Raw genomic sequence first — 18,833 nt, forward strand, 5'->3', positions numbered from 1 at the left:
GCACGGGGGTGGGGAGGGTAGAGTTTCGGACATGCGGACCTCTCGCCTGACTCGTCGGAAGTGTTGGTCGTTCCTCGCCGTGGGCCTGCTCGCGCTCGCGGGCTGTTCGGACTCGAGCGGGCCGGGGGATGAGCCCGGCCCGGGCACGGATGGCCCCGGGGTGGTGCCGGGCGGCGGCTCCGAGTGCCTGGGCGCGAAGTTCCTGGCGTCGCTCGGCAAGGACCGGCTGCTGGTGGGCGCGCAGATGGAGGACGACACCGCGAAGAGCGCGCCCTTCGACGTGCGCTACCTGTACATCGCCGCGGGCCTGTTCGATTCGAAGGACGCGTGCAACTCGTGCGCGTCCGGGTGCACGTCCGGCGGCGCGTCGTGCTCCAACAGCGGCGCGGGCTGCGGGTGGTGGGGCTGCTGGCAGTACGACCAGGAGCCGCCCGGCGCCTACGTGCGTGACTTCATCCAGGCGGCCAAGAGCCAGGGCCAGATTCCGTTCATCACCTACTACGAGGAGTTCCAGGCGAGCGGCTACTCAGAAGGCCAGCAGCAGCTGGCGGCGCTCAACGACGTGAACTTCCTGACGCGCTACCTCGCGGACTGGCGCTTCCTCTTGAAGCAGGTGGGCCAGGAGAAGGCGCTGGTGCAGATTGAACCGGACCTGTGGGCCTACCTCCAGTTCTTCCCGGCGGACGGCAAGCCGCAGTCCACGGCGGTGGCGGTGAAGGCCGCGAACCCGACCGACTGTGGCACGCAGGAGAACAACGCCGCGGGCCTGGGCAAGTGCATGATCGCCATGGTGCGCAAGTACGCGCCCAACGCGAAGGTGGGCCTGCACGCCAGCGCGTGGGCGACGAAGACGGACGTGTCCGCGAACACGGATCCGTCGTTCGACGTGGCGGCGGAAGCCAACAAGGTGGCGGACTTCCTGTTGCAGGTGGGCGCGGCGGACACCGACTTCGTCACCGTGGAGGCGTCCGACCGCGACGCGGGCTGGTACGAGAAGACGCAGGGCAAGGCCACGTGGTGGGACCCGGAGAACCAGAAGCTGCCGCACTTCCGCCAGGCGTTCAGCTGGGCGAAGGCCATCTCCGCGCGGCTCAACAAGCCGCACCTGTGGTGGCAGCTGCCGCTGGGCAACATGAACCTGGCCAACAGCAACCAGAAGTGGCGCGACAACCGCGTGGACTACTACCTCACGCACCCCGCGGAGGTGGCCGCGGCGGGCGGCGTGGGCTTCCTCTTCGGCGCCGGCAACAACGAGCAGACGACGCCGGAGACGGACGGCGGCAACTTCCTCAAGCGGGTGAAGGCATACAAGGACGCGGGCGGACAGGCCGCGTGCGTCCCCTGAAGCGCTGAAGTGCCGCGCTGAAGCACGGGGCCCGCGGCAGCTGCCATGAGTGACGACTGCCCGGGTCCCCACCCCTCAGAACAGGCGCGAGTACGTCGCTGGCGCGCCCGGACGCGGCGTCCAGCGCTTCGCGTCGCGGGGCAGCCACAGGAGCTGGAAGCCCTCCGCGCGGCCTTCGTAGCGGAGGGTGTGGGGGCCCTTGGACAGGGTGAACTCGGGGGTGGTGATCCGCGCGCCGTCGAGGAACAGCGCGCCGGTGTCGAGCACGTTCGTGGGCTGGAGGAAGTATCGGTCGGCGCGCACCGCGAGGAACTGGTCGTCCAGCGTTCCGGAGTCAGCGGGCACGCGGTAGCGCTGGCCCCAGAGGTAGAGGTCCCCGTCGAACGGCTGGTAGTGCGCGTCGAGGAAGCCGCGCAGCGCGGGAGGCAGGCCGGAGGTGCGCAGGTCATCCACGCGCAGCACACAGCCCTGATCCACGAGGGAGCGGGGCATGTCATGGGACAGCAGGTCCACGAGCGAGCCACGCAGATACGCGTCCGTATAGAAGTAGAAGTGCGCATGCGGCCGGCTCACGAAGCCGCCCGAGTTGTCGTAGACGACGTCCTCCGGCCCCGTGAGCGTGGCGATGCGCGCGAGCACTTCGCGCTGCCGTGCATTGCCACCGCCGTCCAGCCGAGCGTTCACGTGCGCGGCCTGCACGGCGAACAGGCCACAAAGTCCGACGACGCCCACGGTGCGGCCCACCGGAGTGCGCAGCCGCGCGAGCACCGCGAGGCCCCCGCGCGCCGCGAACGGTGCGAGGACGCCGAGGAAGGGCAGCAGGCTGTAGGGGAACGGGGCGCGTTGGAGCGCGTAGGCCCCGAACGTCGCGGGCACTGCGAGGACGAGGAGCACGTCTGGTGTCACCTGGGCACCGTGCTTCCGCAGGCCCCGGACGGTGGCGACGAACCCGACGGCGGCGAGGAGGAAGAACGCGGGCTGTTCACCTAGTGCAGGCACCAGGTACTCGCGCCAGGAGAAGCCCGGGTAGTGGCGTTGGTGCTCGGAGGCCCAGACGAAGCACCAGTGCCACCAGGCGCGCCAGGAGCCCGTGACCGTGAGGTACGCGGCCACGGTGGACAGCGCGGTGATGACGCCGAGGAAGAAGGCACGCGGCGCGGCGATGAGCGCGGGCGTCCGTCCCCGGCGCAGCAGGAGCTCACCGACCAGCACCGCGCCCACCACCCCGCCGAAGAAGAGCGCCTTCTGCGAACCCCATCCGGCGGCGATGAGCAGCACGCCTGACAGGAAGGAGGACGAAGCGGATCCAGGCTGCACGGCCAGCGCCGCGAGCGCCCCGAGGAAGAGCGCGGCGGTGAGCGCATCCGGGCGCACCTCCGTGGCGAAGTGCAGGTACGCGGGGGAGAGCAGCAGCAGCACCGGGGCCAGCAGCGCGGCGGTGCGGCCCTGGCGGCGGTTGAGGACGAACACCGAAGCGCAGGCACCCGCGAGCGGCACGAGCATCGCGGCGCGCAGCGCGAGCACGTTGCGCGGATCATCCCCGAGCAGCCGGAACAGCGGCGCGAGCACCTGGTACACGAGGGGGAAGTGCACCTCGAAGAAGTCGCGGTACGGCACCTGCCCGTGGGCCATGAGCCACGCGGCATGCGCGTACTGGAACTCGTCGATGCTGAACGCCTTGTGCAGCGCGAGGCGCGCGGCCTGGAGCGCGAGTGCGACCAGGACGACACCGAGCCCCCACCGCACGTGCCGGGACTCCTTCATCGGCGCCGACATACCGCGAAAGTCCTTCGGACTTCAGCGCCCAGGATCCCGTCCCCTGAAAGCAAGCGCGCCTCACGTCAGAAAGACACGTGTGCCCTCCGGCAGGTGGGTGGGTGGACCTCACACGAGGCACTTCGGCCCTGGAGTGAGGGATGGGCTTGCGCCGACCGCCTGACCAATTTACCATTTCGGTCAATGAGTTCTCCTTTCATCCCGCCATCCCGCTCCTCACCGAGAGGGGCATTCGCATGCCTGGGACTGACTACCAAACCACTTCAGTCATCCAGAGCAGGACTCCCGTGAGGCGCCCGGCCCCACGGCAAGGAACGGATGCACGACGGGCGTTGCACACGGGCCTGGGTCGCGGCGCCGCCTTCGCCGCACTCCTGCTCATCGCGGGCGTGGCGAGGGCTGGCGCCCCCGAGGCGTCCACGCTCCAGCGCGCCCCCCGCGCGGCCGCGTACTCCGTCACCGTCAGCGGCGGGGTGGCGCTCGGCGCCTACGAGGCGGGCTTCCTCGCGTACGCCGTCGCCGCGTCCCATGCGGACGGCGTGGAGCGCCTGCGGCTTCTGACCGGAGCGTCGGCCGGCAGCCTCAACGTGCTGCTGGCCGTGCTCGCCGCGTGCGGCGAGAAGGCGCCCGGGCCGACCCAGTCCCTCTTCTGGGAGACGTGGATTCCCGTGGGCTATGACCGCCTCTTCGTTCCCGAGGACGTGACGCCCCTGGGCGCCTTCTCCCGTACGTGGTTGGAGGCCCAGTCGCGTCGCATCGAGACGGCGTGGAACCGCGGCCTCTCGCCCACCTGCGACGTGGTGCTGGGCGTGTCCGTCACCCGCGTGGAGCCACGCCTCGTGCACGTGGCGGGCGGGCGCCTGCCGCTGCCGCGCATGGAGGAGAAGTTCGCCCTGCGCATTCAGGGGCGCGGCCCTGGCCGGCCGCCGCGCGTGACGAACTACATCGCCCCCGGCAGTACGCGGCGCGAGCCGCTGCTCGTCACCGACGCGCAAGGTGAAGTGGCGTTCGCGCGGGTGGCCGACCTCGTCCTCGCGTCGATGGCCTTCCCGGTGGCCTTCCCACCCAAGGCGCTCGCCACCTGCGCGGCGGGCGCGACGGCCCGCCCTGGCGTGTGCCTGTCCACCGAGGCGCACGTGGCCGACTACATCGATGGAGGCATCTTCGACAACACGCCGCTGCGCCTGGCCGTGGGCCTCGCGCGCGACGGGCTCGCGCCCGCGCCGGAGGGCGGCCCCATGCACTGGCGCGACGCGGCCGAGCCCCACGGCCAGCGCTCGCCCACCGACGTCTTCTTCGTCTTCGTGGATCCGGACGCCACCGAGTACCCGGCTGCGCCCGGCCCGCAGGCCCCTCGCACGGCGCCGCAGCTGCCGCAGCTGCTCGGCGACGTGGTGTCGGCCTTCATCGACACGGCGCGCTCCAAGGAGCTCGCGCTGCTCCTCGAAGAGGAGCCGGAGATCGCCGAGCGCCTCGCCCTGCCGCGCCGGCACTTCCCTGCCGCGAGCGCCCCCCTGGCCGCCTTCCTCGGCTTCTTCGAGACGGCCTTTCGCAGCTTCGACTTCTACCTGGGCATGTACGACGCACGGGCCATGAACCAGGAGGCGGCTGACTCGGGACTCGGGAGCTTCGAGCCGCCCGAGAGCGAGGAGGCGGACTGGACGCCCTTGCGGTGCATGCGCGCGGTGTACGACGGGCTGCCCGGAGCCGAGGTGGCCTGTGCTGGCGAAGGGCTGGCGGACTTCCGCGCGCTGCTGCAGGTGTCGCTCGACCGGCTGTACGCGGTCTGCCGCGACGCGAAGGCCGTATCGGGCCCGCGCAGCTGGCGCAACGCACACTGCGAGCGCGCCGCGACCGGTGGGGCGCCGCCGCGGGTGCCAGGCCTTTCGCCGCGGCAGTGGCCGGACTGGCGGCAGGGCGCGCAGGAGACGGAGCTCGCGCACGTCCTGCGGCTGCTGGGCGCCTACGGCTTCCACTTCCGCGACCTCGGTGCCCCCCCGGGGCGTGACGACCTCGCACTCATCCGCATCCGACAGGTGCTCGGGCACGCCCTGCGGCGGCTCGCCGACGAACAACCGGGCGACGGCGCCGCGGCCGTCGAGTTCGCCGGAAACCTCGTCGCCAACAGCCTGTCGTATGAGCCCCCGCGCACCTCGCTGCACCTGGTGATGGGGCCCACCCTCACCGAACTGGGCGTGAGTCTCGGCACCGACGCGCCCGCGATGCCCCGCGGGCTGAGGCTCTCGGGTGCGCTCGGCTTGCGGGGGCTGCAGCAGGTGTTCTCCTCGGGCGGAGGGGAGCCCTTCGCGCTGACCGCGGTCGCGGGCCCCGAGCTCCGACCGGCCGCGCTGCAGGCGTCGCTCGCACAGGGACGCATGGCGCTGCGCGCCGGCTGGCAGTTCAGCACGCGGAAGCCTTCGGTCGGCGAGGACTGCGACTCCGCGGGCGTGAGCGCGTGCTCGCGCCCCGTGGTGCAGGGCCTCCTCGGCGCGACGTTCCTCGAGCGCCTCCGCGTGCAGGTGGTGGGCGAGTGGTACCCGCCCTGGGGCGGGCACCGGGGGCTGTGGTCCATCGCGCCGGGACTCGGCATCGAGCTCAGCCCATGAGGCTTCGAAGCAAGGACAGGACACGAGGTGATGACGTGCCAGACGCTCCGCCTCCCAACGAGGCTTCACGAGGAACGACAGCGACCTCGGCGGACGCGACGACGGCGGTGGACGAGGTTCTCTTCGACTCCGGCGGCGTGCGGGTGACGACGCGCAGCGTGGTGATGCACGGCCGGACATGGCGCCTGGAACACGTTCGCGGTGTCACCGTGCTGTTCCAGCCACCCGCGAACCGCCTGCTGCGCGCGCTGGCCATGCTCGCGGGGACGCTGCTCCTGGTTGACGGGATCAAGCAAGGCCCGCTGGCGTCGTTCGTCCGCGAGGGCAGCCCGGGGGACGTGTTGCTCGGCGTGGCAGCGCTCCTGGGCTACGCGGTCCTGTCCTGGCGGGCCTTGCACTCCGAACGTGCATCCATCTGGCTGCACACCCGGTTCAGCTCGCGGAGGGTGTACCGGGGGCGCGCTTCGGCGACGGCACGCGCTCTGGCCCACGCGCTGCGCACGGCCCTTCAGCAACGGGGGACGGGCGATGCCCAGGAGGACGCGGCATCGGGGCCGGCTTGAGCGCACGGCTCCCCTCGCCTGCTCGGCTGCCGCTCGCACGAAGCAGCACCCTTCGGGGGCTGAAGTGGACGGCAGGCTTGCGCTGACCCAGTGACCGGATTATAAATCCAGTCAATGAGTCCGGACCCTCGCATCGCCATCCTCAACGCCGCCGGCGAAGTCTTCGCCCGGTTCGGCTTCAAGAAGGCCTCGGTCGAAGACATCGCCCGCCGCGCGGGGGTGGGCAAGGGCAGCATCTACCTGCACTTCGAGAACAAGGAAGCGCTGTTCGAAGCCTGTGTCCGGCTGTCGCATGAGCAGAGCCTTTCTGAGCTCAAGGCGAGCGTCCGCCGTGCCGCGACGCCCGAGGCCCAGGTCCGCGCCTTCATCCGGTGCAAGATGGAGCAGCACTCCCGGGCGCCCGTGGGGCAGCGCATCGAGATGAGCACCCTCTTCGAGCTGGGCACGCAGGTCATCCACCTGGTGCCCCAGATGATGGAGGTGGACGCGGCGGTCCTCGCGCACATCCTCGATGAAGGGGTGGCCCAGGAGGTGTTCGCCGTGCCCTCGACCCAGCAGGTGGCCCGGGGCTTCGTGGAGCTCCTGATGCTGCTCGCGCCCAAGATGATGACGCAGGAACCGGATGCCCGGGTGACGGAGGCGCTGGACGCCTCCTTCGAGATCTTCATCCGCGGCCTCGCGGCCCCTCCCACCCCTTCGCGCCACAAGAGCTGAACCCCCCTCGGGGTCCCACCCCACGAAGGGGCGGTGACGTGTTCGCATGCCCGGAACTGACCAAAATACCAATTCAGTCATTCAGTGCCGGATTCCCGTGAAGCCCCCGGCCTCCACAGCAAGGAACGAAGCCATGAAGATGTTCTTGAAGGCAGCAGCGGTCGCGGTGGCGGTGGTGGCGACGGGGTGCGGTGGCGGCGACAAGGCCGTCGTCCCGCGGGCCTCCGCCGCGCAGGTCGTCCAGAAGCCGGTGGGCGTGCGGGCCGTCACGCCGGCCACGCAGCTCCAGGCGAGCGTCCTGCAGGCCACCGGCAGCGTGCGCTCCAAGCAGGTGGCGACGCTGAGCGCGCAGGCAGCCGGCACCCTCACGCGCGTCAACGTGAACGTGGGCGACACGGTGAAGCGCGGCCAGGCGCTGGCGCAACTGGACACCTCCAACGCGCGCATCGCCGCCAACCAGGCGCGCGCCTCCAAGGCGGCGGCCGACGCGGCGCTGGATGGCGCGACGTCGGAGGTGGAGCGGGCACGGACCCTCGCGCAGTCGGGCAGCGTCGCGCGCTCCGCGCTCGACAAGGCGGAGGTGGGCTACCGCCAGGCCCAGGCCCAGGCCCAGCAGGCGGCCGCGATCCTGGACAGCGCGCAGGAGGTGCTGCGCGACGCCACCCTCACGGCCCCCTTCGATGGGGTCATCACCACTCGCAAACTCAACGAGGGCGACTACGTGTCAGCGGGCACGGCCGTCTTCGTGCTCGTCAACACGCAGGCGCTGGAGGTGCGCGCCCCCGTGCCCGAGTCCTTCGTGGACCGCGTGAAGGTGGGCACCGTCATCAAGGGCACGCTCAACCCCTCCGGCGCCCCTTTCGAAGCGCGGGTGAAGAGCCTGGGCGCCACCATCGACGAGCAGACGCGCACCGTGGAGGTGCTCGCGGACGTGCTGCCGACGAAGGACGAAGGGGCGCGGCTGCGCGCGGGCGCGCTCGTGGAGCTCGACTTCTCCAGCGCCGGGGCCTCCGACGGCGAGCAGGGACAGGCGGGCCTCTTCCTGCCCACGCAGGCCGTCAATGCGCGCGGCCAGCAGGGCTTCGTCTGGGTGGTGCAGGACGGCAAGGCGCGGCGCCGTGACGTCAAGGTGGAGCGCGTGCTGCCCGGCTTCGTGCGCGTGGTGCACGGGCTGGGCCCCGCGGAGCGCGTCGTGGCGGACGCCAGCCTGCCACTCCAGGACGGCACCTCGCTCCAGGTCGTCCAGTAGCCCGGCGCCGCTTCCTTCCCCTTCCCTTCTTCCGACGCACGCCCTCCCATGCTCCAGACCTTCATCAAACACTCCGTCTTCACCGTCATGCTGATGGCGGCGGTCGTCGTCTTCGGCCTCTTCGCCTACCCGCGCATCGGCGTGGACCAGTACCCCAACGTCGACATCCCGGTCGTCACCGTCACCACGCTGCTGCCGGGCGCGGACCCCGAGTCCATCGAGAAGAACGTCACGGATCCGTTGGAGGAGGCGCTCAACACGGTCAGCGGCGTGGATGAGCTCAACTCCATCAACCTGGAGAACGTCAGTCAGGTGACCATCAGCTTCAAGCTGGGCACCGACGTGAACGTGGCGGCCCAGGACGTGCGCGACCGCGTGCAGGCCACGCTGCGCTCGCTGCCGGACGACATCGAGACGCCCGTCGTCGAGAAGTTCGACATCGGCGCGGCGCCCATCCTCACGCTGTCCCTGACGGGCGCCCTGCCCGTCGACGAGCTGACGCGCGTGGCCGAGGACGTGGTGAAGCCCTCGCTGCAGAACCAGCCGGGCGTGGGCAGCATCAACGTGGTCGGCGGTCGCAAGCGGGAGATCCAACTGGTGGTCGATCCGCAGCGGCTGCGCGGCTACGGACTTGCCATTGGCGACGTGAGCCAGGCCCTCCAGTCGCAGAGCGTGGACCTGCCCGGCGGGCGCGCCACGCAGGGAGGCAAGGAGCGCATCGTGCGCCTGACGGCCGAGGCTCGCAGCGTGGGGGAGATTGGCGACATCATCGTCGCCAGCCCCAACGGCACCACCGTGCGCGTGCGGGATGTGGCGGCGGTGGTGGACGGCGCGCAGGAGGCGCGCGGCCTGGCCCGCTCGGACACGGGCGCCGCCATCGCCCTCGTCGTGCGCAAGCAGTCGGGTGCCAACACGGTGCAGGTCGCCGAAAACGTCAAGGAGTCCCTCGCGGAGCTCAACGCCGAGCTGCCCGAGGGCGTGACGGTCAGCACCATCAGCGACAACTCCACGACCATCCGCGCCTCCATCCACGCGGTGCAGGAGGACATGCTGATTGGCGGCGTGCTCTCCGTCATCATCGTGCTGCTCTTCCTGCGCGACCTGCGCTCCACGCTCGTCGCCGCCATCGCGCTGCCGGTGAGCGTCATCGGCACCTTCGCGGTGATGGCGCTCCTGGGCTTCACCTTCAACATGATCACCATGCTGGCGCTGACGCTCTCCATCGGCCTGCTCATCGACGACGCCATCGTGGTCATCGAGAACATCGTCCGCCACCTGGAGGAGGGAAAGACGCCCATGCAGGCGGCGCTCGAGGGCACCCGGCAGATCGTCATCGCGGTGCTCGCGGTGACGCTCGCCATCGTGGCCGTGTTCATCCCCGTGGCCTTCATGGAGGGGACGATTGGCCAGTTCTTCTACCAGTTCGGCATCACGGTGGCCGTGGCGGTGCTCATCTCCTACGCGGTGTCGATGACGCTCACGCCCATGCTCTCCAGCCGCCTGCTCAAGGGCCACGGCCATGGCGGCGCACCGAACCGCGTGAGCTCCATCATCGAGCGTGCGCTCGTGGGCCTGGAGAACGGGTACCGCCGCATCCTCGGCCACGTGCTCAACCGGCGGGGCCTGGCCGTGGCCGTGGCCGTGGGCGTGCTGGTGCTGACGCTGGGGATGGCCCGCTTCCTCAAGTTCACCTTCATCCCGACCTCCGACAACGGCGCGGTGCGCGTGACGCTGGAGCTCCCCGTGGGCTCCACCCTCGAGGACACCGAGCGGGAGCTGGGCAGCGTGGCCGCGCAGGTGCGCACCCTGGAGGGCGTGAAGGAGACCTTCAGCACGGCGGGTGGCGGCACGCTCGAGGAGGTGCACAAGGGCGAGGTGCTGGTGAACCTGGTGCCTCGCAAGGAGCGCGCCTTCGACCAGGAGACCTTCAAGGTCCGCCTGCGGAACGCGTTGCCGCAGCGTCCCGGCGTGATGACCTCCGTGCAGGATGCCTCCGGCGTCGGCGGTGGCGGCCGCACCCAGCAGGTGCAGTACGTGCTGCGCGGCACGGACTGGTCCCAGGTCGTCGCCGCCAACGAGAAGCTGCTCACCGCGATGAAGTCCAACCCGGGCTTCACCGACATCGACACGACGTTCCGCAGCGGCAAGCCGCAGTACGACGTGCGCATCGACCGCGAGCGGGCCGCGAAGCTGGGCGTGCCGGCCGCGCAGGTGGGCCTTGCCCTGCGCTCCTACCTGGGCCGCGACGAGTTCATGACCTACCGCGAGGGCGGCGAGACGTACGACGTGAAGCTGCGCCTGCCGGATGCCACGCTCGCCTCCGAGGAGGCGCTGGGACAGCTCACCGTGCGCACCACGGGCGGGCAGCTGGTGGAGCTGCGCAACGTGGCGAACATCACCCCTTCCGAGGGCCCGGTGCAGATCGACCGTCAGAACCAGCGGCGCCAGATCACCCTGCTCGCCAACCTCGCGCCCGACTACACGCTGGGCGAAGGGATGAGCTTCCTCACGGCGCAGGCCCAGCAGGACCTGCCCAAGGGCGTGGTGGGGAGCTTCGCCGGCAACGCGAAGGAGATGGGCAAGACGGCCGTGGCCTTCGCCACCGCGCTGGGGCTGGGCATCCTGCTGCTCTACATGATCCTGGCGGCGCAGTTCGGCAGCTACATCCACCCCCTCACCATCATGATCTCGCTGCCCTTCGCGCTCATCGGCGCCATCGGCGCGCTGCTGCTGTCGGGCAACGCGCTGTCGATGATTGCCCTCATCGGCGTCATCATGCTGATGGGCCTGGTGGTGAAGAACGGCATCCTCCTGGTCGACTTCACCCAGCAGCTGCGGGATGCGGGCAGGAGCGCACGGGACGCGCTGCTGGAGGCCGCGCCGGTGCGCCTGCGCCCCATCCTCATGACGACCATCGCCATGGTGGCCGGCATGATTCCGGTGGCGCTCGCCAAGGGGGATGGCGCCGAGATTCGCGTGCCCATGGCGCTCGTCATCATCGGCGGCCTCATCACCTCCACGGTGCTGACGCTGGTGGTGGTGCCCGTCGTCTACTCGCTGCTGGACGGGCTCTCCGCGCGCTTCAGCCGCCGCAAGAGTGGCGTTCGGGACTCGCATGCGGAGGTGGCCCCCGTGGCCTCCAGCGCGGTGAACGCCCGCCTCGCGGAAGAGGGCTCTTGATGACGACAAAGCAGGCCTTCGCGCCGCGCTGACGGCGAGCAAGGGGGACGCGTGCCCGGTGCCGCGTCCCCCGCCCGCACCCCAGTCCTTGAGGTCATCGCGGTGGTCCCTTCGGGGCCCGCCATGCCCTCCGTGTGTCCTCTTTCTCCCCACCGTTTCCATCCCGGCCTCCACCATGTTCATCCGTGCTCTTCTTTCCAGCGTCCTGCTGACGCAGGCCCCCACTTCCCAGTCGGCTCCCGCCACCGACACGCCCGCGCGGGAGTCGGCTTCCCTTCCGGCCGCCCGTGCCTCGGACATGCCGGTGCAGGCCTCCAGCACCGGGGCGACCGCGGCTGCGTTCCCGCTGCTCTCCCTGGAGGAGGCCATCGCCCTCGCGGAGAAGCAGAGCCCCGGCCTCGACGCCGCCCGCGCCCGGCTTCAGCAGTCCCGGGAGCTGGGCAACAAGGCTTGGTCGGGCTACCTCCCCAACATCAGCGCGAGCGGCGCGTACACCCGGAACCCGAAGGAGCTGACGTTCTCGCTCCCCGGTGCCACGGATCCCATCACCCTGCAGAAGCAGGATCAGCTCTCAGGCCAGCTCTCCGCGCGGCAGGCGCTGCTCGTCCCCACGCTGTGGCCCGCCATCCAGAATGCCTACCTGGGCGAGAAGGCGGCGGCGCTGACCGCGGAGAACACCCGCCGCGAGATCCTCTTCGCGGTGGCCCAGGCCTACCTCGGCGCCGCGAGCCTGCGGGAGTCCATGGCGGTGCAGGAGCAGTTGCTTGAGGTCCGCCGCGGCTTCGAGCGCGACGCCCAGGCGCGCTTCGAGGCCGGCGACGCGGAGAAGCTGGCCGTCCTGCGAGCGACGCTGGACCGCAAGCAGGCGGAGCAGGAGGTGGTGCGCAGCCGCAATGCCTACGCCACCGCGAAGAGCGCCCTGGCCGCCCTGCTCGCGCGGCCGGTGGACTTCGACGTGGCGCCGCCCCAGGACAAGACGGTCACGGCTCCCCCCGAGGCGGGTGACGCGGCGGTCGCGGAGAAGACCGCCCTCGACCGGCGCCCGGACGCCGCGGCCGCGCGCCTCAACGTGGACGTCGCACGCGGCGGCCGTCGGCAGGTCCTCTTCGAGTACCTGCCCAACCTGTACGCCAACGGCAATGCCTCGACGACGAACACTGGAGGGCTCACCGGCCAGGCCTCCACCTGGACGGTGGGGCTGGCCCTGTCGTGGAACCTGTTCGACGGCGGGCTGCGCGAGGCCAACCTGCGCGAGTCCTCCGGGAGAATCGCCGAGGCGAATGCCAACCTGCGCGGCCTCGAGGAGAAGATCCGCGACGAGGTGCGCAAGGCGCGCAGCGAACTGGAGAGCGCGGAGGCCAACCTCGGGACGGCCGAGGAGCGGGTGAAGTTGGCCTGGGAGGGCGCACGGCTGGCGAAGCAGAACTTCGACGCCGGGGTGACGACATATCTCCAGGTGACGGACGTCAACGCGACGCTCGCGAGCGCCCAGCTGTCGTCCGTGGCCGAGTCGCTCAACGTGCGGCTCTCCCGCCTGGCGCTGATGCGGGCGATGGGCCTCTTCGACCCCACGGGCCACGCCCTGGTGCCGCGGTAGTCGCCGCGGAGGACCGAGCCCATGAGGAACACGTCCATCATCCTTGTCGTGCTGCACGTCGTGGGGCTTCCAGCCCTGGCCCTGGCCCAGGAACCGAAGCCTGGATTGGGGGTCGAGGCAGCGGCGCCGGAACCCCAGCCGCTGACGGGGCGCATCGAGCGCATCGAAATCCAGGGCAACACCCGCACGAAGGACTCCGTCATCATCGGGGCGCTGCGCATGGCGCCGGGCGACAGCCTCACCGCCGGGGATGTCGCCGAGCTGAAGCGAAGGCTGCTCAACCTGAAGCTCTTCACGAGCGTCGAGGTGTCGACGCGCACCGAGGGCACGGGCATCGCGCTCCAGGTCGCGGTGGAGGAGCGCTGGACGCTGCTGCCCCTTCCCATCTTCACGTCCAGCAACGGGCAGTGGCAGGCAGGGCTCTTCGCCGTCGAGAGCAACCTGTTCGGTCTCAACAAGACCCTGGTGCTCGGCGGGCTGGGAGGCAACCGCGGAGGCACGCTGTTTTCGATGTACCGGGATGCGAGCATCCTGGGCAGTCACTGGACGGGGCTCGTCTTGATCGGGGCCTCCAAGACGGACCGTGAGCGGCGCGTCAAGGACGTCGTCGTCGATGGGTATACCGACCGCCGCTTCGACATCGCGGGCACGCTCGGCTACCAACTGACACCGGAGCTGAACGTCGGCCTGGGCCTGTTCTCCGTCACCAACAGGCCGCTGGTCTCGACGGTGGGAGCACAAGCCCCCCAGCGCGGGGCGGTGCATGGCGTCACCGTCATGGCGGAGTACCTGGCCCAGGACTTCCACTTCTATTTCAACGAGGGCCTGGTGGCCCGCGCCAGCTATCGCGAGGGCGTGAGGGGCCTGGGGTCGTCCCGGGACCTGCAACAGCTCTCCCTCTTCGCGAGCTACACGCTGCCAGTCCTTGGCACCCATGCGCTGACCCTGACCGCCACGCATGGACTGTCCCGAGGCGACCCCTTCCTGGATGCGCAGCTGCTGGGAGGCGTCATGGGGAGCCGGGGTTTCACCTCCGCGAGCCTCTGGGCAGAGACGGCGAGCACCGCGACCTTGGAGTATCAGGTGCCGCTCTGGAGTCCCCGCCTGGCGACGTTCACCGCGCATGCCTTCGTGGATTTCGGCCGGGTGAAGTGGAGGGACTCGGTGACCCGGTATGCCACCCCGGGAGCGGGGTTCCGGGTCTACATCCGGGACGTGGCCATTCCGGCCCTCGGCTTCGAGGTGGTGCGCGATCCGGAGTCGGGGGACCTTCTTCCCGTCGTCGCGGTGGGATTCGGTTTCTAGGGGAACCGCTTCGCGCTCAGCGCCCCGTCCGGCGCCGAGCGCGTGCCCGCGCGGCCTCCAGCGCGGAGTCCACACCGGCAGGTGCCTTCGGGGGCTCGGGCGCTGGCACCTGGGGCGATTCCTCCGGGGCCTGAGGCTTCTTCCCGGACGGCGTCGCCACTGAAGCCTCCGCGCGCGGTGCACTCGTAGGCCCGCGCGAGATGGTCTCCTTCACGGGCCGCGCACGGGCCGCTCGCACCCGGGGCGCGGAGAGGAACCGGCGCACGGCCACCTCCGACAACAGCAGCGCCAGCGCGAACGCCACCAGCCAGGGCGCCAGCGCCACGCGTCCCTCGGACTCCGGTGCCTCCTGGAACAGGCCCGTCATCGACAGCCGCTCCTGGCCGCCACCCACTGCGGCCAGCGCTCGCAGGAGCTTCAGTCCCTCCTTCGTGCTGCCCGGCTCGAACTCCGGCGCGTACGGCAGCGTCACCGGGGGCGCCCTCAACACGCGCCCGGCCCACTTCACCACCGGGTGCCACGTGCCACTGCCCGTCAGCGGGTACTCGGCCACCAGCCGGTCCTCGTCCTCCCAGTGCAGCGGCTTCTCCACCCCGGAGCGCCCGTCGCCCGCCAGCAACACCGCCGTGGGCAGCGCTCCCGGCATCGGTGCTCCTGGTGGCAGGTCCAGCGTCACGCGCAGCACGTTGCCCTGGCGCTCCGAGCGCACCACCGCGTCCTCCTTCGGCGCGGCGCTGCCCATCGACCAGCGCACCATCGCCTCCAGCGTCGCTCGCAGCGCGCCCCACTCGCGCAACCCGCCCGTGTACTTCCCGTCCACCTCCGCCGTGAAGGCCACCACGCGCCCCGCGCCGTGCGGCCACAGCGCCAGCAGCGGCGCGGCGTTGGTGTCCAGCGTGCGCAGCGCCACGTTCGCGCGGGGCTTCAGGTACGTGAGGTTGTAGCCGCCCACCTGCGGCAGCCCCTGCGTCGGCAACGGTCCCAGCAACGGCAGGTCCGGCGCGGCCTCCAGCGACGCGGGCTCGTCCACGAAGGTGGCCCTCGCCACCGCGAGCGTCTCCTGGCTGAAGATGCGCGGCAGGCTCATCACATCCTCGGCGAAGTAGATGCGCCCGCCGCCCCGCCGGGCCACCTCGCGCAGCAGCTCCGCGTCCGAGTCCGTGGGAGTGCCCATGCCGATGACGGACACCGTCACGTTCTCCTGTCGCAGCGCGGCCAGCGTCTCCTGGTAGTCGCCCGGTTGTTCGGAGTCCGCCGCGTCGGAAAACAGCACCACGTGCCGCGTGGGCTTGTCGCTGCGGAGGATCTCCTTGCGGGCCGTGCGCAGCGCCACATCCACGTAGATGCCGCCGCCTCCGCTGAAGCCGCTCGCCACCTTGTTCAGCGGCAGGCCGTCGCTCACGGGGCTCAACGGGAAGATCTCGTGTGGCTCCGTGTCCACCATGTGGATGGACGCTTCGTCGCTGCCGTTGAGAAGCGTGAGCGCGGCCGTGACGCCCTCGGCGGCCAGCTCCATCTTCGTGCGCCCGTCCGGCACCTGCACGCCCATGGAGCAGCTGGAGTCCATCAGCACGCTCATCGCCACCGACGCGCGTCGCTGCTCCTCGCGCATCTCCAGCGACACGGGCAGGAGCGGCTCCACGGGCGAGCGCCGGTAGCCGCCCTCACCGAAGCTCGAACGCCCGCCCGTCATCACCAGCCCGCCGCCCGCCTGATCCACGTAGTCCGCGAGCACGTTCAGCCCGGTCTCACCCAGCGCGTTCGCGTCCACGTTCTCCAGCACCACCACCCCCACCCCATCGAGCGCATCCAGCGACAGCTTGAACGGCGCCCGCACGTCCACCTCCATGCCCGTCGTGCCCAGCGCCTTCGCCAGCGTGCCCTTCGGCTGTGGGGTGAGCAGCAGCACGCGCGGCGGGCCCTCCACGCGCAACACGCCCAGGCCCACGTCGTTCTCGGGGACACCGTCTCCTGAAGCCTCCACCGTGAGCCGGTAGTGCACGAGGCCCGGTGCTTCCAGCAGGTCTCGCAAGGGCAGCAGGTTGGGTCCGGGTTTGAAGTCGAAGGGTCCCTTCACCAGCACGCGTCCGTCGCGCTCCAGGCGCACGGTGCCGGTGACGGCGGCGGTGGCCTGCACGACGGCGGAGAACTGGAAGGGCTCGCGCACGGAGACGGTGGCGGGCACATCCAGCGACACGACAGCCACGTCCAGCGCGGGCTCCGGACGGGACACCTGCCGGTAGTCCACCGCGATGCCCCGCGCCGCCAGTCGCCGCGTCGCGCCCCGAGCATCCGCGCCCGTGGCCCGTCCGTCGGAGACGACCAGCACGCGGCCCGTGCGCTCGGGAGGAATCAGCGCGCCCGCCGCATCCAGCGCGGCGGACAGGTCCGAAGCCTCCGCGTCCACTGGTCGCGTGAAGCCGCCGAACCGCCCCACGTCCGACAGCGGTGACTCCACCCGGGCCTCACGGCCGAAGGTGATGACACCCACCCGGTCACCGGGCCGGCGCTGCGACTCCACCAGCGACACGAGTTCTTGAGCTACCCGGTCCACGTCCAACGGCATGGAGCGCGAACGGTCCACCACCACGGCGACGTCACTGCCCGCGTTGGCCAGCCGCAGCTCGGGCCCCGCCAGCGCGCCCACACCGAGCACCAACAGCACCCAGCGCAGCACCATGGGCGGGCCGGGCCTGCGGCCGTAGCGCCACAGAAAGAGTCCCAGCGGCAACAGCAGCAGCCACGCCTGCGGAAGGGAGAAGGTCATACCTTCCTCGTGACGTAGAAGTCGGCCAGCAGCGCGGCCAGCAGCAACACCAGCGGCCAGCGGGCGCGCTCCTGCCCGCCGTTGCCCGCCACGTCCTCTCCTGCTTCCTTCGCCGGCACGTCGGCGCTGCCCCGTCCGCGCAGGTCCGACTCGCGCGCGTCCAGCGCCAGCACCTCCAGCGCGTCCACCTCCGTGCCGTCCCGCTCCAGCACGTAGTGCCCGGGGCTCGTGGGCGCGGGCAGGCTCAGCGCTCCTGCTCCGAACACCGGCTTCTTCCCCGTGGGCCCGCTCAGCGAGTAGCGCGCTCCGGCCTCCGTCACCACGGGCAGCGCTTCACCCAGGTTGAGCTGGTGCCGGGGGAAGCCTTCGCGCAGCCGACGCGCCTCGCGCACCACGTTGCCCAGCAGCACGGGCCACGCTGTCGTGCGCTGGAGGTTGGAGCGCGCCAGGTCCACGTTGAGGTGCAGCCGTCCGCCCTCCTCTTCCGACACCAGCACCGCCTCCCCCGCCGTCACCAACGGCCGACCCGGAGGATTCGCGCCCGCCGTCCACCGCACGCCCGCGAGCTGCACGTCGTCCATCAGCGTGCTGCCCTTCTCCGCGAAGAACGGCCCCACGAAGGTGCGCAGCGGTGCCTCCGCGCCCAGCGTCACCCGCGCCTCCGCGCGTGCGGGCCCCACCGACAACACCGGCGCACCCGCCACGGGCGCGCCGTGCGCCACGTCCGGAGACACCGCGAGGAAACGCTCCAGCGCCTGCCGCGACGCGGGAGAGAGCCCCTCGGTCAGCCCCACCGCCACCGGCATCACGGGCGAAGGCGGCAATCGCACGCGCCCGTCCTCGGGCAACGCATCGTCCGGCAGGGACACCTCCACGTCACCGGCCTCGCGGAACGTGAGGCGCACCGTCGCGGCGCCCTCCTCCGGCAGCGTGATCCGTTCAACCCTCTCCGTGCCTTCGCGTGCACCGGGCCCTGGCGCCGCACGCACGCGCGCTTCCACCTCCGACGCTCCCGCACCGAAGCGCGCCACCCGCAGCGTCACCGTGGCCCTGCCGCCTTCGTCGCGCCGCTGCGCGGACACCAGCGCCACGTTGCCCTGCGCGCGTCCCAGCGCCGTCCATCGCACCGCGGGCGGCACCACCGTGTCCTCCGTCGGCGGTGCATCGGTGAGGAAGTGCACGCGCTTGCCCGGCCCCGCCAGCTCCTGCGCCCACAGGAGCGTGGGCACGACGTCGTGGTCCGGGCCTCGCGCCTCGAACGACTCCAGCGCCCCCAACGCTCGCGAGGCCTCGGCCTCCGGACCCGCCACCACGTGCGGCGACACTCCACTCGCCAGCACCGTCACATGCGTGGCGCGTTCAGCTTCCACGCGCTTCGCCGCCTCCAGGCGCACGCGCTCCAGCACCGTCTTCCCATCCGGCGACCGCGCGGACATGGACAGGCTGCCGTCCACCACGAGCACCAGGTGCCGGCGACGTGCCGTCTCGCCCAGCCGCACATCGGACAGGTACAGCGCCGCGGCCAGCACCGCGAGCACCTCCAGCAGCAGCGACGCCTCGCGCGTGAAGCGCTCCCAGCGGGGCCCACCCTCCGCACGCGGACGCGGCGTGCGCCACAGGAACAACGCGCTCACCACCACCGGCTTCTGCCGACGGCGCAGGAAGTACGCCGCCACCAGCGGCACCAGCGCGCCCAACGCCAGCAGTCCCCACGGAAGCCCGAAGCTCACG

11 protein-coding genes are annotated in these 18,833 nt (G+C 71.1%); 8 read left to right on the forward strand and 3 right to left on the reverse strand.

Translation table 11 applies throughout. From position 1 onward, the window contains the following. Positions 1-31: 31 nt before the first annotated feature. Positions 32-1,345 (forward strand): hypothetical protein, encoded by a 1,314-nt coding sequence (locus D7V97_RS07675; RefSeq protein ID WP_120609947.1) that lies wholly within the window; start codon positions 32-34, stop codon positions 1,343-1,345. A 75-nt stretch (positions 1,346-1,420) separates the two neighbouring features. Here the strand turns inward: D7V97_RS07675 and D7V97_RS07680 are convergent, their stop codons facing one another. Next, positions 1,421-3,121, reverse strand: a complete 1,701-nt coding sequence (locus D7V97_RS07680) for a hypothetical protein (RefSeq protein ID WP_120609948.1) — start codon at positions 3,119-3,121, stop codon at positions 1,421-1,423. Positions 3,122-3,453: 332 nt separating this feature from the next. Between D7V97_RS07680 and D7V97_RS07685 the strand changes: the two genes are divergently transcribed. From D7V97_RS07685 to D7V97_RS07715, 7 genes are all read left to right on the forward strand, one after another. After that, the gene (locus D7V97_RS07685) at positions 3,454-5,727 is read left to right on the forward strand and encodes a patatin-like phospholipase family protein (protein WP_233582565.1); all 2,274 of its coding nucleotides are present in this window, start codon (positions 3,454-3,456) and stop codon (positions 5,725-5,727) included. A 35-nt stretch (positions 5,728-5,762) separates the two neighbouring features. Continuing rightward, the gene (locus D7V97_RS07690) at positions 5,763-6,290 is read left to right on the forward strand and encodes a DUF6232 family protein (protein WP_147444736.1); all 528 of its coding nucleotides are present in this window, start codon (positions 5,763-5,765) and stop codon (positions 6,288-6,290) included. A 114-nt stretch (positions 6,291-6,404) separates the two neighbouring features. Next, positions 6,405-7,004: a TetR/AcrR family transcriptional regulator gene (locus tag D7V97_RS07695; RefSeq protein ID WP_120609951.1), complete on the forward strand. Its 600-nt coding sequence runs from the start codon at positions 6,405-6,407 to the stop codon at positions 7,002-7,004. Between the two features lie 133 nt (positions 7,005-7,137). After that, positions 7,138-8,253: an efflux RND transporter periplasmic adaptor subunit gene (locus D7V97_RS07700; RefSeq protein WP_120609952.1), complete on the forward strand. Its 1,116-nt coding sequence runs from the start codon at positions 7,138-7,140 to the stop codon at positions 8,251-8,253. A 48-nt stretch (positions 8,254-8,301) separates the two neighbouring features. Then, positions 8,302-11,433 (forward strand): efflux RND transporter permease subunit, encoded by a 3,132-nt coding sequence (locus tag D7V97_RS07705; RefSeq protein ID WP_120609953.1) that lies wholly within the window; start codon positions 8,302-8,304, stop codon positions 11,431-11,433. Positions 11,434-11,608: 175 nt separating this feature from the next. Continuing rightward, the gene (locus D7V97_RS07710) at positions 11,609-13,030 is read left to right on the forward strand and encodes a TolC family protein (protein ID WP_120609954.1); all 1,422 of its coding nucleotides are present in this window, start codon (positions 11,609-11,611) and stop codon (positions 13,028-13,030) included. A 21-nt stretch (positions 13,031-13,051) separates the two neighbouring features. Then, positions 13,052-14,335, forward strand: coding sequence for an FtsQ-type POTRA domain-containing protein (locus D7V97_RS07715; protein ID WP_120609955.1), 1,284 nt, complete (start codon positions 13,052-13,054; stop codon positions 14,333-14,335). 16 nt (positions 14,336-14,351) lie between these two features. On the opposite strand, the gene D7V97_RS07720 is transcribed toward D7V97_RS07715, so the two are convergent. Both D7V97_RS07720 and D7V97_RS07725 read right to left on the reverse strand, forming a co-directional pair. Next, on the reverse strand, positions 14,352-17,102 hold the full coding sequence (locus tag D7V97_RS07720) for a VWA domain-containing protein (protein WP_120609956.1): 2,751 nt from the start codon (positions 17,100-17,102) through the stop codon (positions 14,352-14,354). Then, complete coding sequence (locus tag D7V97_RS07725) at positions 17,099-18,832, reverse strand: BatA and WFA domain-containing protein (RefSeq protein WP_120609957.1); 1,734 nt, start codon at positions 18,830-18,832, stop codon at positions 17,099-17,101. The genes D7V97_RS07720 and D7V97_RS07725 overlap by 4 nt, the downstream gene beginning before the upstream one ends. Position 18,833: the final 1 nt, after the last annotated feature.

It is taken from the genome of Corallococcus sp. CA053C (assembly GCF_003611675.1).
Classification (GTDB): Bacteria; Myxococcota; Myxococcia; order Myxococcales; family Myxococcaceae; genus Corallococcus.